The 14935-nt window shown below is 63.3% G+C and carries 14 protein-coding genes; all 14 read right to left on the reverse strand.

Annotated features, from left to right (window positions below; genetic code table 11):
- Nucleotides 1-377: 377 nt before the first annotated feature.
- The 14 genes from MD221_RS04165 to MD221_RS04230 all read right to left on the reverse strand — a co-directional run bounded on the left by MD221_RS04165 (nucleotide 378) and on the right by MD221_RS04230 (nucleotide 14927).
- The gene (locus MD221_RS04165; RefSeq protein ID WP_242108040.1) at nucleotides 378-1733 is read right to left on the reverse strand and encodes a peptidoglycan-binding domain-containing protein; all 1356 of its coding nucleotides are present in this window, start codon (nucleotides 1731-1733) and stop codon (nucleotides 378-380) included.
- Between the two features lie 68 nt (nucleotides 1734-1801).
- Nucleotides 1802-2350, reverse strand: a complete 549-nt coding sequence (locus MD221_RS04170; RefSeq protein WP_242108041.1) for a lysozyme inhibitor LprI family protein — start codon at nucleotides 2348-2350, stop codon at nucleotides 1802-1804.
- A 382-nt stretch (nucleotides 2351-2732) separates the two neighbouring features.
- A complete protein-coding gene (locus tag MD221_RS04175) occupies nucleotides 2733-4070 on the reverse strand; it encodes an XVIPCD domain-containing protein (protein ID WP_242108042.1) in 1338 nt (445 codons plus the stop codon).
- Nucleotides 4071-4148: 78 nt separating this feature from the next.
- The gene (locus tag MD221_RS04180) at nucleotides 4149-4838 is read right to left on the reverse strand and encodes a hypothetical protein (protein ID WP_242108043.1); all 690 of its coding nucleotides are present in this window, start codon (nucleotides 4836-4838) and stop codon (nucleotides 4149-4151) included.
- A 32-nt stretch (nucleotides 4839-4870) separates the two neighbouring features.
- Nucleotides 4871-5350: a DUF4189 domain-containing protein gene (locus tag MD221_RS04185; RefSeq protein WP_242108044.1), complete on the reverse strand. Its 480-nt coding sequence runs from the start codon at nucleotides 5348-5350 to the stop codon at nucleotides 4871-4873.
- Nucleotides 5351-5422: 72 nt separating this feature from the next.
- A complete protein-coding gene (locus MD221_RS04190; RefSeq protein ID WP_242108045.1) occupies nucleotides 5423-6643 on the reverse strand; it encodes a TrbL/VirB6 family protein in 1221 nt (406 codons plus the stop codon).
- A gap of 78 nt (nucleotides 6644-6721) precedes the next feature.
- The gene (locus MD221_RS04195) at nucleotides 6722-7495 is read right to left on the reverse strand and encodes a hypothetical protein (protein WP_242108047.1); all 774 of its coding nucleotides are present in this window, start codon (nucleotides 7493-7495) and stop codon (nucleotides 6722-6724) included.
- An 89-nt stretch (nucleotides 7496-7584) separates the two neighbouring features.
- Entirely contained in the window at nucleotides 7585-10038 is a 2454-nt protein-coding gene (locus tag MD221_RS04200) for a VirB4 family type IV secretion/conjugal transfer ATPase (RefSeq protein ID WP_242108048.1), read from the reverse strand.
- A 136-nt stretch (nucleotides 10039-10174) separates the two neighbouring features.
- Complete coding sequence (locus MD221_RS04205) at nucleotides 10175-10483, reverse strand: VirB3 family type IV secretion system protein (protein WP_242108050.1); 309 nt, start codon at nucleotides 10481-10483, stop codon at nucleotides 10175-10177.
- Nucleotides 10476-10913, reverse strand: a complete 438-nt coding sequence (locus tag MD221_RS04210; protein WP_425602195.1) for a TrbC/VirB2 family protein — start codon at nucleotides 10911-10913, stop codon at nucleotides 10476-10478. The genes MD221_RS04205 and MD221_RS04210 overlap by 8 nt, the downstream gene beginning before the upstream one ends.
- A gap of 85 nt (nucleotides 10914-10998) precedes the next feature.
- Nucleotides 10999-11787: a lytic transglycosylase domain-containing protein gene (locus MD221_RS04215; protein WP_425602196.1), complete on the reverse strand. Its 789-nt coding sequence runs from the start codon at nucleotides 11785-11787 to the stop codon at nucleotides 10999-11001.
- A gap of 183 nt (nucleotides 11788-11970) precedes the next feature.
- Complete coding sequence (gene virB11 / locus MD221_RS04220; RefSeq protein WP_242108054.1) at nucleotides 11971-13008, reverse strand: P-type DNA transfer ATPase VirB11; 1038 nt, start codon at nucleotides 13006-13008, stop codon at nucleotides 11971-11973.
- Between the two features lie 18 nt (nucleotides 13009-13026).
- A complete protein-coding gene (locus tag MD221_RS04225; RefSeq protein ID WP_242108056.1) occupies nucleotides 13027-14175 on the reverse strand; it encodes a TrbI/VirB10 family protein in 1149 nt (382 codons plus the stop codon).
- Nucleotides 14172-14927: a TrbG/VirB9 family P-type conjugative transfer protein gene (locus tag MD221_RS04230; RefSeq protein ID WP_242108058.1), complete on the reverse strand. Its 756-nt coding sequence runs from the start codon at nucleotides 14925-14927 to the stop codon at nucleotides 14172-14174. Before MD221_RS04230 ends, MD221_RS04225 begins: the two co-directional genes overlap by 4 nt.
- Nucleotides 14928-14935 lie beyond the last annotated feature (8 nt).

Consider the following 14935-nt stretch of genomic DNA (forward strand, 5'->3'; position numbering starts at 1 on the left):
CCCCGAGTTCGAGGCGGCGATGGCGGCTGCGCATGGCAGACCGCAGACCGGTCATCCTTGTCCGGCTTTCGGGCGAGCGCAGCATCCCATGCCGCTCACGAAGAAACCCGCCTGATCATCAGGCCCCGTCCGATTATCTTACTCAGGTCCTGCGACGGGCACCAGGGGCGCCAGCCAGCTGCCCCCTCCCCGCCGGCCGAGAAGCGACGACCTGGCAAGACGATCGGGACAGGGCCCCCTGCCGCCACGTCCCATGGACCGAAACAGCCTGAGGGGATCCGGTGATCCCGGCCAGGACGGCCTCCCCATCCCCATCCCAACGAAATGCCCCCGCTCGGGGCGGGGGCATTCGGCCACGCCGGTTCGGCCGCCCAGGCTTACTGGGTCGGACCGCTCTGCGTCGGCTGGGACTGCTGGCGGGCCTGCGCTTCCTGCGTCTGGCGCTGCGCCTCGGCGTTGAACTGCTGCTGGCTCTGCTCCAGCGGCACCTGCGCCGCCTGCTCCCTGTCCACGTAGGCCCGGTTCACGTCGAGCGGGTTGTTCGGATTGCGCTCCACCGCGATCAGGCCCTTCTCGTCCTTGCTCGGCACCAGTTCGTCGATGCGCGACATGCCGCTGACCTTCGCCTCGAACGCCACCTGGCTGGCGGCCCGCTCCATGTCCTCGCGGCTCTTGAAGCCGCCGTTCGGACCCTGCTTCTCCAGCTCCTTCACCGCCTGGTCGAACATCGGGTTGTCGCGGCGCAGCTGGTCGGTGCCTTGCTGGGTCTCCTGCTGGGCACCTTGCCGGGTTTCCTGCTGCGTCCCCTGTTGCTGCTGCAGCTTCTGGTCGATCGACTTCAGCGTCTCCGGGCCGGCCTTGCCGTCCACGCCCTTGAGATTGTTGTCTTCCTGGAATTTCCGTACTGCCGTCTCGGTGTCCTTGCCGTACTTCCCGTCCGCGCCTGCCGCTTCCAGCAAGCCGAGCTTCACCAGCTTCTCCTGCATTTCCTTCACCGCGGGGCCTTCTTCCTTGAGACGAAGGACGCCGTCACCGTTCTCCGGACGCCAACTGCTCCCGCCTCCCTTGCCACGCGCGGCCTCCTCGCGCACCTTGCCGTTTTCGGCCAGGTACAGGAGGTCGTCTTTCTCGTTCTTGGCCCGATCGAGCAGATTCTTCCGCCATTCGTCCGAGGAACTGCGGAACAGCGACTCGTTGTGCGCGATCTTGTAGTCCTGGACCGCTTCGATGATCTGCTTGTCCGACAGATCGGAAAGCTTGTATTCGTCGCCGAACTTCTCGTTCAGCGCCTTCTGGAAAAGCTCCGGCCCATCGATCCTTTTCTTGGCGTTGTTGGGGCCGAACTGGATAGCGGTGCTCCACATCGCGTCCTGGACCGCGGGACCGCGATCCGACAGGTCGATGCCCTTTTCCTTGAGGTTGTCGACCATCACCCCGTAGTACTTGTCCTTGAAGAACTGGTCCTGGGCCTTGCCGAAACCCGGATCGTTCGCCGCCAGCTCCTTCCACTTCGCGTTGAACTCCGGGGTAGCCGGCTTCATGCCCGCGAAATCGTCGGCATAGGCGGATTGCTTGACGAACTCCTGCACGCTGCCTTCGTTGGTCGACAACTGGTGCGTTCCGTAGGACACGCCGCCGTGATCGCCGACGCCGCTCGACACCGCTCCGGGGCCGGCCTTGCTGCTTTCATATTTTTCGGAAGTGATCCCGAGATGCCATTCTCTATCAGCCACGTCTGTCTCCTTTCGTTAGATTTTTCGCCTCGCGCGATCCGCCTGCCCATCGGCCGGCGATGTCGCCCTCAGCGCGCTTCCAATTCGGCTGCTCGCTTTGCCACCACTTTCAACGCACACTCGTTCGACTCCAGGCGCTGCGCCTGGCCGCCATAAGGCTCGAGAGGACAGGCGGCATCGCGCTCGGCAAGCCACTTTCTCTCCTCCTCGCGCAGCTTCGTCTTCTCCGCGTCCGGCAGCTTCGCCATCAGGACTTTGTATGCCTTGTTCAGGCGCGCGTCCTGGTATTCGTACTCCTTCGAGATGCAGTCCTGCATCGCCGGCGTCACCGCACCGGCGGCGCCGATGCATTCGTCGTAGGACGGGCGCAGCACGGCCGAATCCTCTGCGGGCTGCGGCTCCGGCGCTGCGGCCTCCTCCTGGGAGGACGACGGGTCGGAAGCAGGCTGCGCGCTGTCGGCGGGCATGGTCGGCGCCGGCTCGGCCGCCGCTGCGGCGGGCGCCGGCGCGGGTTCCGGCGCCTGTACCTGGCCCGCGGCGGGAGAGTCGCCACCGCATGCCGCCAGTCCGCACAGCGTCAGCAGGCAGCAGAATTGAAAAGCCTTGATGGTCGTCATGATGGAAACTTCCTTGCCATGCAACACACGGGAAACCGGCGTGGCTCGATCGGCGGATCGGAACCACGACATAGCCGGTTGGATTGAGAAGCCACGATCACTGATGGATACGACGATTCGTATCGCCACGGGACTGGCATGACCGCATACCGGCAATCCGTTCCGGCGCCCGGGCGAGTGCAGCATTCCATGCCGCTCGCGAAAATGACTCGCCTGATCGTCAGGCCCGCCCAGGCATCTTAATCAGTTCCACAGCCCGGCACCAGTCACTCCGATCGGCATGTCCACAGCCGGCCACTCGCCCCTGTCCCGCGATCCGTCGGCAACGGAATGCCCCCGAACATGCCGGGGGCATTCGCAGCGGACAGGATCTATCCGGACATCACTGCGTCGGGCCGCTTTGCGTGGGCTGGGACTGCTGGCGGGTCTGCGCTTCCTGCGTCTGGCGCTGCGCCTCGGCGTTGAACTGCTGCTGGCTCTGCTCCAGCGGCACCTGCGCCGCCTGCTCCTTGTCCACGTAGGCCCGGTTCACGTCGAGCGGATTGTTCGGATTGCGCTCCACCGCGATCAGGCCCTTCTCGTCCCTGCTCGGCACCAGCTCGTCGATGCGCGACATGCCGCCCATCTTCGCCTCGAACGCGATCTGGCCGGCAGCCCGCTCCATGTCCTCGCGGCTCTTGAAACCGCCGTTCGGGCCCTGCTTCTCCAGCTCCTTCACCGCCTGGTCGAACATCGGGTTGTCGCGGCGCAGCTGGTCAGTGCCTTGCTGGGTCTCCTGCGGGGCGCCTTGACGGGTTTCCTGCTGCGTCCCCTGTTGCTGCTGCAGCTTCTGGTCGATCGACTTCAGCGTCTCCGGGCCGGCCTTGCCGTCCACGCCCTTGAGGTTGTTGTCCTGCTGGTACTTCTCCACCGCCGCCTCGGTCTTGGGGCCGTAGGTGCCGATGGCGTCCTTCGGTTCCATGTATCCGAGCTTGGCCAGCTTCTCCTGCAGCTCCTTCACCGCGGGGCCCTGCTCGTTGCGTTCGAGCACGCCGTTGCCGTCTTCCGCGCGCGGGCCGCCGCCTCCCTGCTTGGAGGACTGCGTGATGGGCAGGCCGACTTCGCCCTTGGAGAGCTTTTCCATGATCTCCGGCGTCAGGGCACGCTCCCACTTGTCGAACTCGCCCTGGCGGTGCTTCAGGCCGTTCGGGGTGTTGCCCATCTCGCCGGTGTTGATGATCGAGCCGGCTTCCTTCACGCTTTCCGGCGCCAGCTTCTGGACGTTCTGCTTCCAATACCAGACGGCGATCTTCGACGCGTTCTCGGGATCGGCGGCGAGTTCGGGCTTGTTGACGAGATCCATGCCGAGCGCTTCGCCGGCCTCGCGGTACTGGTTCTTTCCGGTGAGCTGGATGTAGCCGCGGCCGTGGTACTTGAAGCCGTCACCGGGCTCGGTGTTGCCCATGCGGCCGCCGTACATCAGCTCCGCCAGCTTCTCCGGCTTGCCGTTCATGGCCTCCTGCCACGCCGCCTTCAGGGCTTCCGGACCCTCACGCCCCGCGGATTTCACGTTCTTTTCGACGGTCTCGGGGCCGCCCGTATAGCGGAACCCCTCGTTCAAGCGGCTCAGGCCGCCGGACTCGGCGCTGACCTGCGCCATGAAATTCGCCAATTCCTTCGGCGAGGTGATGCCCGCCGCATAGGCGGCCTTCAACAACAGTGCTTCGCGATCTGTCGCCATGTCAGTAACTCCTCATGGTAGTGATGGAAAAAATGAACCCATCCGTGGTTCATTGCCTCTTTCGTCATGAAAGAGGTCTTAGGGCAGGACCACCTCCGGGATTGTCGAGGGATCGAAATCCGCGAAGGCAACCTGCCCGAAGTCCTTCGATGTGAACGTCTTCGAGACGCTCTCCTGTGAAATCTGATCGTATGCGGTGCGCTCCACCTTCTGAAGGCGCCAATCGCTCGATGCCGCCGCGTACTCGAACTTGTACTCGCTCGACCAGCGCTGGCGCGAACCGCCCTCGATCAGCACCGTGAAGCCGTCCTTGTCGATGCGGACATAGCCGAACGGATCGCCGGCGATGCCTCCGCACTTCGCGCAGGGCACGATCCTGTCGTTCTGCCCGGCCTTCTGCAGCCGTCCGCCCGCATCGCGGACGAGCAGAAGCACCGTGCGCGACGCGCGCTCGTCCGGCTTCCCGGCCGTGGCCGGATCCAGAACGAGGATGGCGTCAGGCCTGCCGTCGCCGTTGAGATCGCCCGTCTTGGAGGCAAGAAGTGTTTTGCCGTCGGTGGCGAAGGCGTTCAGATCATCCATCGTTCCGTCCTGGGGGCGCTCGGAAGGCTGCGCCGCCTCAGGCGCTGCGTTGGCGGCCGGCTGCGGCTGCTCGGAAACGCCGGCCTGCGCAGCCGTTGGCGCAGGCGTTTCCGCGCTGCACGCGACTGACAATGCGCAAAGCAGCAGCACCTGTACGGGCCGAGAGAAGTCCAATTTCGATGTCACTGATCCGCCTATCCTTACCCAACCAATCGGTCTCAATTGACTTGAACTGCCGTACTGCAACCCGAGTAGTAGACGTTGCACTTTTCGCCCGTGCTCTTCTCGCATCGTCCAACCGCCAGATCTTCAGCCTCTTTTTGCGTCGGCGCACTAAAAGAAAAGGAGTTCTTCGAGTTCGCGCCGACAGCGGCACATTGATTGTAGTAAGCAAGATCAACGACACATGCCCCGCCGCCTCTGTTCTTGCATTCTTGAATAGCGGACTTCTGCGCTTTTCGCTTGCTCGTCATGTCACTGACGATACCGAAGACGCCATTGCCATCTGCCGCAATCGCACCCCAACGGTCTGCCCAGACCGGCTGCGGCGCGGCCGGCTGTTGCGTCGTTCCACCCACATAGTACGACGAGTTTGTGTTGTGGCGCGCGTGGTATTCCGCCGAGTTGGGATTTTCCTGGGCAGCAACAGTACCTGTCGCCAACATGAGACCAATCACCGGCCAAGCTTGCCTTTTCATCACTAACCTCAACCGTGCTGTGGCTTTCCCATGCTATCTACTGCCTTCTCCCTGAGCTATCGCTGAAGAGGGTCACCCATTGGAATTTTGGTTGGAGGCGCGATTGCCATGGATATTGGTCGGAGAGCTGTAAGAGCTATTCTGAACACCTCCGGTTCCTCCCCCTGACCCGCCTTGGGTATTAGGATTTGACGGCGCTCCCCCTCCCATGCCAGCCCGGCCGGCCGGGGTATTCGGATCAGCCCCCCCTCGTGGCGCTTGGCCGAACTGAGAATATGCGCTGAATCCGTTCACGACCGCGCCCTGGAAGAAGGCAGCAGCCATCGGCGGGATCGAAATCAGCATGACCGTCATCAGCATTCCGAGCCCGCCCTGCTGCATCGCCAGGCTCGTCACGCCGCCGGGAACGCCGTCACCCAGACTGATCCCGCCGCCGCCACTGCTCATGGCGCCAATCGCGGCGGCGGCGATGATCTTGACCAGCATGACGCCCAGCACGCCGAGCATGACCTTCTGCACGATGGCCACCATCAGCGCCAGCACCGCCAGGCTGAACATAGTGCCTACGCCATACCATAGCCATCGTTGGAACATGCCCTTTGTCTGCTCGAAGAGCAGACTCAGGATGAATATCGGCCCCAGGCCGACAAACAGCGCCATTGCCATCTTGTACATGAACAGCAATGCGCCCGAGACCACCGAAGGTCCGGCCACGCCAAGACCAAGCCACATCTGCGCATCGTCCTTGTCGCCCTTCAGTGCATCGACGTTGTTGGCGTCCATCGAGGCGGCGATCGCAGGCACCGCATCGATCGCGGTCATCGCCGCTTGCACCTGGGTCATCATGTTGTCGATGTTCTTGTAGGGATTTTCCTTCCCCTCGCCGACAACGGAACTCGTGATCAACCCGAGCAGGGACGTCTTCACGTCATTGTCGCTCTGGCTGAATCCGCACAGCATCTGATAGAGAGGGCCGCCGCTGATGGCCAGCGTCGTGGCCGCCACCACGATCACCACCTGACGCCCGGAATTGGCCACGAGCGCCATCATCGATTCCTTCGACCGGCCGGTGACGATCAAGAAGCCCTGCCACATGATCCAGATGCTCAGAAGGACCAGCGCGACGCTGCCGACCCATCGCCCCAGATCGCGGCTCAAGGCCTGCTGGAAGGCGATGACCTCCCGATCCAGATACGAAAACAGGGCGTCGAAGAACACCCACTGCCCGATGTTGCCCCATAGGCTTGCCTGCATCCCGTGCAGCAAGTCCAACAATCCGCCCGTCATATCCATCGTCGTTCGCCTTCCGCCGCGCACGCTGCGCGGCTGTTCGTCTATCTGTCCGTTGCGCCTGTAATGCCGCGTCGGTTCCTATCGAACCGTGTCCATGCTGCTGAAGATGGCCTGCAATGCCACGCCGGTCAGCGCATCGCTGCCCATGTCGGTCAGCGTCTTGTTCACCGGGCCGTTGGTTGCGGCGTTCGCCAGCGTGTCGCGCGCCGTCTGCAGATAGCGGATGCGCGCATCGAAGGCATACATCGCCGACTGCTGTTGCTGCTTGTCGACTTCCATCTTGGCCATCAGCGTCATCAGTCGATTGGTGTTGGCCTGGATCTTGCCCTGCTCCTCGTCGCCGATGTTATTGCGCTCCTCCTGGATTTCCTTCAATTCCTTGATGCGCTTCTGCGTGATGTGCTTGTAGACGGCAACGGAATAGTTGTACTTCGCCATCTCGGTGTTGTAGATCAGCTCGCAAATCTTGTCGCCGCTCTTGCAACGCTTGTCCAGCTCCACCTTCTGGGCATCGCCCTCGGGCTTGTCCTTGTCGATCGTGAAAGTCGGGTAATCCTGGATCTCGTCCTTGGGATTGTCCTTGTACACTTCCGACTTCTTGGCGTTCTTGAACGTCTGCTGCTCGTAGAGATCTTTCAGGCGCTGATTGATGCTTTTGCCATCCTCATTGCCAAGGTAGTCGTTGGTCTTGTCGATCTTGCCCTTGATGTCCTCGAGCTTGTTCTGCGCCTTGTCGTCCGAGACCTTCCAGTCCGCGCTGGCCGGAGCCGCGGCGGACATGAGGACGCCGGCCACGGCCATGCACAGCAGCAGCGGCAGGGAGCGTTGACGGGTGATAGCTTTGGCTTCCATGAGAGTCACCTGTTGGATCCGAGTCTGATTCGGCGTGGCTTCGCGCCACCGTGTGGTTGAAGGAGTCGGCGTCACGGCTGTTTGCATGCTCATGCCGCGTTCCCCAATCGCGTGTTCGACGGGCGTCCTTTGCCCGACCCTTTGCGTTGCTCGTAAAACTGCGGCAGCCATTCGTCCGGCGTAAGGTCGTCTGCCGCCTTGCCATAGCGCTCGGCCTGCTGCGCCAGGACCCGATGCATGATCTCGATGTTGTCGGTACTCGCCGAGATCACCGACAGCGCATCGTCCAGACCGCGCAGGTTGAGCTGGCAGACGCTGGAAGCATGGCCCTGCTTGACGAGGAAGCAGCGCGAACGCTCGTCCAGGCCCTTGACCACCTGGTATTCGGCGTCGGTCAGCTTCAGGCCGTCGACGTAGTCGTCCCGGTTCGCGTTCGGGTTCGGCAGCAGGATCAGGGTCGCCGTCTGCTCGATCAACGCCGCGGCGATGTCGCTCTGCAGCGCGTCCTCCGGGCTCTGCGTGGCGAAGATGCCCAGGCCGTTCTGCTTACGGATGGTCTTCTGCTTGTTCTTGGCGAATTCCTTCAGCGCACCGCCGCCGTCGAGGATCTTCCAGAACTCGTCCATCACGTAGATCAATGGGCGGCCGTCGATCAGCTCCTCGAGCCTGTGCAGCAGGTAGTTCACCACTGGCACGCGGACTTCGTCGTTTTCCAGGATATCGGTGTAGTCGAAGCCGATGATGTTCGCCTTGGTCAGGTCGATGCTGTCCACGGGGTTGTCGAATACCCACCCCAGCGAGTTGCCCGTCGTCCATTTGCGCAGGCGCGAATACAGGCCGTCGTCGCCCATGTTCGGCAGGCTCTTCTGGAAATTGGTCATGCTGCGCAGCCGCATGGGCGTATCGAGCATGTTCTCCACCGCGCGGTAGATGTCCTCCTCCTCGCGCGAGGTGTACACCGTCTTGCCGGCCAGCACCTTGATCAGGTCGGCCAGGAACTGCACGTTCGATTCGTTGCGCTCGCACTGGAACGGGTTGAACCCGGTGGGCTGGCCGCTCTCCAGCGACAGGTAGTTGCCGCCGCAGGCGCGCACGAAGATCTCGGCGCCGCGGTCCTTGTCGAAGAAGAAGATGGTCGGCGACGGTTCGAGCTTCTGCACCTGGCTCAGCAGGAAATTGATCAGCGCGGTCTTGCCGGTACCCGACTTACCGATCACCATCGTGTTGGCGATCGCCTTCTCGCCGAGCGAATTCTCGCCCGGGTGCGTGGCGTGGAAATTGAAGTAGTACGGCTGGCCGTTGGTGGTCTGCAGCGTGGTGACGCAGTCGCCCCAGGGATTGTTGGTCTGCTTGCCCGTGGCGAAGTTGTGCAGCGGCGACAGGCCGAGGAAGTTCAGCGAACTCACGTTGGCCAGGCGGGTGCGGAACTTCCAGTTGCCCGGGAACTGCGAATAGAAGGAGGACACGATCGCCAGGTCTTCCTTCGCCGATACGAAACCGGCGTTGGACAATTCGGCGCGTGTGGTCGCCAGCTGCTGCGCGAGCGCCTGCTGGCTGTCGGCGTAGACCGCGATGATGAAGTGGTACTGGCCCAGGATGAAGTTGCCCGAGGCCACCTGGTCCATGGCGTAGTCGAGCTCGACGATCTGGCTGACCGCCTTGTCGCCCGAGGAGATCATCATGCCGCGCGTGCGATCCAGCACCTTGAGCGCGTCCTGCCGGCCCACCGGGCTGAAGGAATGCGTGATGACATATTCGAAATCGAGGTATTTCAGCCCGTTCAGGATGCCGGGATAGGTGCTGTCGGCGTATTCCTTCACGTTGAGGATGCCGCCGAAGCGGTTCGTGCCGTTCGGCGTCCGAATGACGTAGTCGCCGGTCTTGTCCGAGAACATCAGCCTGCTGACGGGCAGGTAGGCGCCGACCGGGGCCTTCAGCACCGGAACCGGCTCGTCCACGCGGTTGAGGATATAGCCGTACAGCTCCAGCGCCTCGGAGAACACCACGCCGTTCGACGCCTCGTACATGCCCAGCTGCCGCGGCGCATAATCCTTCAGCACGGCCTCCAGATTGGTCGCGAGCTCCTGGATCTTGGAAATCGCCTGGTCCTGCTCCGACTGCAGTCGCGTCGTGTCGCCGGATTTCTCGATGAAGCGCTTGCCGGCCACCACCGGACGATAGAGCATCGTCAGGTACAGCTCGTTCTGCATGATCTTCTGCGCCGACAGCGCGGCGTAGTAGTCGTCCGACATCGACTGGTTGAACTGGTGCTCGAACTTCGGCTGGTCGTTGACCCGCCCGCGGCGGCGCACGTCGTGCACCCAGAAGGCCACGTTGACGTAGTCCGGCGCGCGCAGCGTCTGCAGCATGCGGTTGAAGGTGTTGTGGCGGTGCTCGATCTCCCACTCCTCCCGGCCCACGAACGGCAAGCCGCCCAGCCGCCACACCATCAGGAAGTCGCCGCCCGTGGTCTTGAGCACGTTCGGCGCGACGTGGGTGGAAAGCGGGATGAACTCGTTGATCGGGGCGTCGGGAGTGAACATCGTGTCGGAGGCTGCGCGTCGGTAACCGTAGGTAGGGACTTTCAGTTGTGGAACCGGGCCGGCACCTCAACGAGCGCTTGCGCACCCGTTGCGGAACCGGCCCAGCGCGACAACGCGAGCCGCAGGACTGCCGCCGTTATTTCTTGGCGGCCGTCTTGCGGTAGTCGTTGGGCGTGAACACCCACATCTTTCCGTGCTTCTGCTGATTGCGCACCTTGAAGCGGAATTGCAGGCGCAGGCCGAGCAGACGAAAGATCATTTCGTCGCGCTTGGCCATCATCCGCATCACGAAGATGACGATCGGCATCAGCAACAGGAAGAACATGTTGCCGGAGTACATGGACAGCAGCAGCACGCCACCCGCCCCGATGAAGAAGGGGATGTAGGGCACCCCCAGGAACATGGGCGGGCGCGTGCAGCCGCGGAACAGTACGTTTTTATGCATAAACCATCTGCGCGAGGTTGCTCACCATCGCCATGCCGCCACCGCTGGTGGTTTCGCAGCTGGAGCCGGTGTCGCCGATCAGCATGGTGGCGATCTGGGCCGCGGCGCCGATCATCACGCCGCCGAGCAGGATCGGCAGCACGTCGGCGATGCGCTTGTTGGCGAACGCGATCTGGTAGCCGCAGATGATCACGGCCAGGGTGACGACCACGATCGACACCATGTTGAGGATGGTGTTGATGTTGGTGAAGAAGCCGCAGACCCTTTCGCCGGTGTCGGTGAAGGTACCGCCCGAGCCGGGCCCTTCGGCCATGGCGGCCAGCGGCATCGCCACGGTCATGAAAAGCAGCGCCTTGAGCAGGGCCTTGGTGCGGGCGGCCTGCGCATTGCGGCGGGTCATCATCGTGTAGCTGGTATCGATCATTTTCATTGCTGTTCCCTCAGTGGAGTGGTGGAAAAACTCGGTAGATGTTGCGTGCCGCACCTTCGTCGTATCGCTCGGCATCCTTACCGGGCTAGAACACGAAGGCGTTGTCGACACCCGAGACCTGGGATGCCGCAGGTTTGGCGCCGGGCTGCAGGTCGGCCAGCCGGACGACTTCCGACTGCGCGGCCTGCGGGGCCGGGATTGCGGTGGGCGACGGCTGCACCATGGCGGCCATCAGGTCGGCCTGGCTCAGCCCTCCGGAAGCGGCGTTGGCGGCATTCTGCGGCGCCGCCGCAAGGGCAGCCTGCGGCATCTGCTGCGCCTGGGCGACGGGCGCATCGGAAATGATGCGGCGCGTCACCGTCGCGGCCTGTGCCTGCGGCCGCGCGCGCTCGCCCGCCAGGGCGATCGCCGGCACCCCGTAGGGGTCGGCGGCCCGCTGCTGGTAGCCCTTGCGGATCGAGGCGTAGACCTTCTGCACGTAGCCGTGCTGGAAGCCGGTGGTGAAATTGCCGGAGTAGTAGCAACTGAAGGACTTGCCCCAGTCGCGGGAGCGGTTGTAGCACTCGGCCAGGATGCGCGAGCCGGCCTGCAGGTTCGGGCAGACCTGGAAAGCCTTGGCGTAGTCGAGGCCGTACTTGGCCAGGTTGTAGCGATTGACCTGGGCCAGTCCGAGCGAGAAGTTGTAGCCGCGCTCCTCGAGCATGCGCACGGTGGCGAGCGCTTCCGGGAGATTCTTGGGCTGCCTGACCAAGCGGCCGCCGACCACGCCGATGGCGTAGGGGTTGTAGGAGGATTCGACCGTGACGACGTGATGCATCACGTCCATCGAAACCGCCATGCTTGGGCAATTCATCATGTCCATATCAGGCAACAAATCGCACCCCCGAATACGATTCACGGCTTCCTGCCGTGGTGGCGTCGACATCAAGATAACAAATCGCGCCGCTTCCGAGAAGCCTTCCGGCAGCTTTGCCACGGCAGGCGCCAAATGTCAACGGCCGCCGGGAGGCGGGGCCGCGAAAAGCGGACCACGGCCGCAAATCGGCGTCATTCGCGGTCATTGCGCGAAGCTCCTGGCCGGATCGAAGTCGATGCCGGTGATGTAGCGGCGGCCGCCGTGGGCCTGGATGTGCACGACGATGTCGATGGTCATCATCAGCAGCCGCTTGATCACCGCGAACTCGAGGCCCGACCCCTCCGCCGAGGCCTTCACCATCAGCGCCAGCTGGTCCCAGGTCTGGGCCGGGCTGCCGGCATGGCAACTGGTGATCGATCCCGGATGGCCCGAGGCGCAGTTGCGGATGAAGTAGAAGGATTCGTCGCCGCGCAGCTCGGCCAGGATGATCCGGTCGGGCTTCATGCGCAGGCAGGCTTCCATGCAGCTCTTGGCGGTGATGTTGCTGGTGCTCTGCCCGCCCTTGGAATACAGCAGATGGACGACGTTGGGCTGGTTGATGAACAGCTCGCGCGCGTCCTCGATCGTCACCAGGCGCTCGACCGCGGGAATATGCTCCACCAGCGACTTCATGAAGGTGGTCTTGCCGCTGCCGGTCGCTCCCGAGACCACCACGTTCTTCTTGTACAGGACCGCCTTCTTGAAGAAGTCGGCGTACTTGCGCTCGCGGCGCAGCTCGAGTAGCTCCTGGTCGTGGTCGCTGACCTGGCCGGTCTGCTCGATGATCTCGTCGAAGAAGCCGCTCTCCTGGTACTGCTGCAGGGTGCGGGTCTGCTTGGACGGCAGGCGGATGGTGATCGAGACCTTGCCCGCGTCGCATGCCGGCGGGATCACGAACTGCGCGCGCTGTCCGGTCGGAAAGGTCAGCGACACCACCGGATCGGCGTCGGTGATGCGCTGGCCGGTATTGCTTTCGTTGACGACCGCGGTGCAGAACTGCCGGGCGCGCTCGAAATTCAGCGTCGGCACCTCGACCCGCTGCCAGCCGTCGCGGTTTTCCAGGTAGATCTCGCCCGGACGGTTGATGCAGATTTCGGTGACGTTGGGATCGCCCATGTAGCCAAGGATGCCGAGGACCTCGTATTGGTATTCGAGGAACTCGTTGGAAACCTTGGCTATGGGCGAATCATCGACGTCCATCAGGCTACGCGCTGCAAATCAGCCCTCGTTGGGGATCACGCCGACGAAGTCCACATCCTTGGAGACGTAGATGTTCAGCAGCGTTCCCTGGTTGATGGTGACGGTCGGCGGACGGCTCATGCTGCGCTGCAGGGCCTGGTTGGCCAGGTTCTCCATGGTGCGGGCGGTCGCGCTCTCGTAGGGCGACTGCACGATGACGCCGCCCTGCGAGATCTCGTTCCTGGTCGGACCATGCTCGGCCGCGGCGTACTTGAAGGCGTCCGCGATCAGGCTGATCATCAGCGCGGAAGCGATCTTGCTCGGCCAGTGCGCGTTGAACTTGCCGGGATGGCCGGCGCTGCCGAGATTGTCGACGCCGGGGCTGCGCATGCTGATGTCGAACCCGTTCGGCGTGGTGATCCGGTCCCAGATCACCGCGATCCGCGGCCCGGAAGGCTCGGTATCGTAGGCGCCGAGCACCTTGGAACCCTTGGGCAGCAGCAGCTTGCGGCCGTTGATCGAGTACACCGGCTCGGTGACGATGCAGGACGTGAAGCCCGGAACGTCGGTGATGATGCGGGTTTCCAGGATGCAGCGGATGTAGGTGCCGCGCACCAGCAGGGTATCCGGGTTGCGGATCACCTGGGCCTGCGAGACGTCCTCGCCGTCGCCTCCGAGGAGGCCGCCGGGACCCGCGCCCTGCGGCGGCGGCGCGACGCCGGAAGACGGGCTGTTGTTGCTCCCTTCGGCCAGGAGGCGGCGCTCCAGCAGCGTGGGCTGGCGCGGGCCGTCCGAGTAGGCGTCCTGCTGCTGGCCGGCCCCGGCGGGCGGCGGCGGCAGCGGCGGCACCTCGCGCAGCGCGATCGGTTCCGCCGTGTCAGCCCCCGGCACCTGCGGCGCGCCCTGCGGGAGGTCGGGCACGACGACGGCCTGCTGCGGCTTCTTCGGCGCCTCGTCCTTCTTGTCGCCGGAACCGCCGAAGAACAGGAAGTAGATCAGCGGGATCAGCAGCACCAGCAAGAGCAACAGGAAGATCATTGCCTTGCGGTTGACGCGCTGGTCCTCGTTCGACTTCAGCTCGGGCGCCTGGGCATCCAGATCCGGAGCGGCGTCCTCGTTCTGCGAGCCGCCGTAGTACGGATTGTTGGTGTCGTTTTCGTTTTCGTTCGGCGGTAGGTTCTGGTTCACTTTTCAGTCTTCCTGTGCAGGCCGACAACGGTCTTGCCGTGGCGAATGACCAAGTAGTTGTAAGTTCCGTGGACGATGATCGTGTTGTTCTCGACCGTCGTGTTCACCACGAAGTCTTCGCTGCTTTCCCTTTCACGCCCGAACACCGCGGGGAAGTTGCCCGTGGGGATATTCTTGAGATCGCTCATCTTGAGGTAGGTGAACCGGCCGTCGTCGTAGACGTTGACCGGCACCAGCCAGGCCGCTTTCTTGCGCGCGGAGTAGTCGTAGTTGAAGTTGTACGACCGGTCCTTGTTGAGACTGGTGTCGAGTTCCGGCGCGTTGGCGGCGTCGGCGACGAACTTGGTCTCGTTGGGATACTTGAAGGTGATCTTGTACTGCACGCCCTCGCCCTTGGCCTGCTCCAGCGAGCGCCAGTCGGTGGCGACCACCTTCAGCTCGAAGACGTAGGAATGCGTCGCGGTGCGCACCATCATGTTGGTGTCGACGTCGACGTTCTTGGGCTTGAGGTAGAACACGTTGTCGCGGCGCATCAGCTCCCAGCCACCGGTATAGCCGGTGCTGTAGTCCAGGATCTTCTCGTTCGGACTCAGCTCGATCTGCGTGGTGATTCCAAGGCCCGCGCGCACCGGATAGACGCGCCCCGGCTGGTACTCGTACTCCTGAATAGCCTGCGCGGCCGCCGGAAGCGCGGCGCTGGACAGCGCCGCAAACAGCACCCCGGCAAGGCAGCGGTGATCAAGACGATTCATCGGTCAGT

It is taken from the genome of Luteimonas aquatica (assembly GCF_022662575.1).
In the GTDB taxonomy this organism is placed as follows: Bacteria; Pseudomonadota; Gammaproteobacteria; order Xanthomonadales; family Xanthomonadaceae; genus Luteimonas; species Luteimonas aquatica.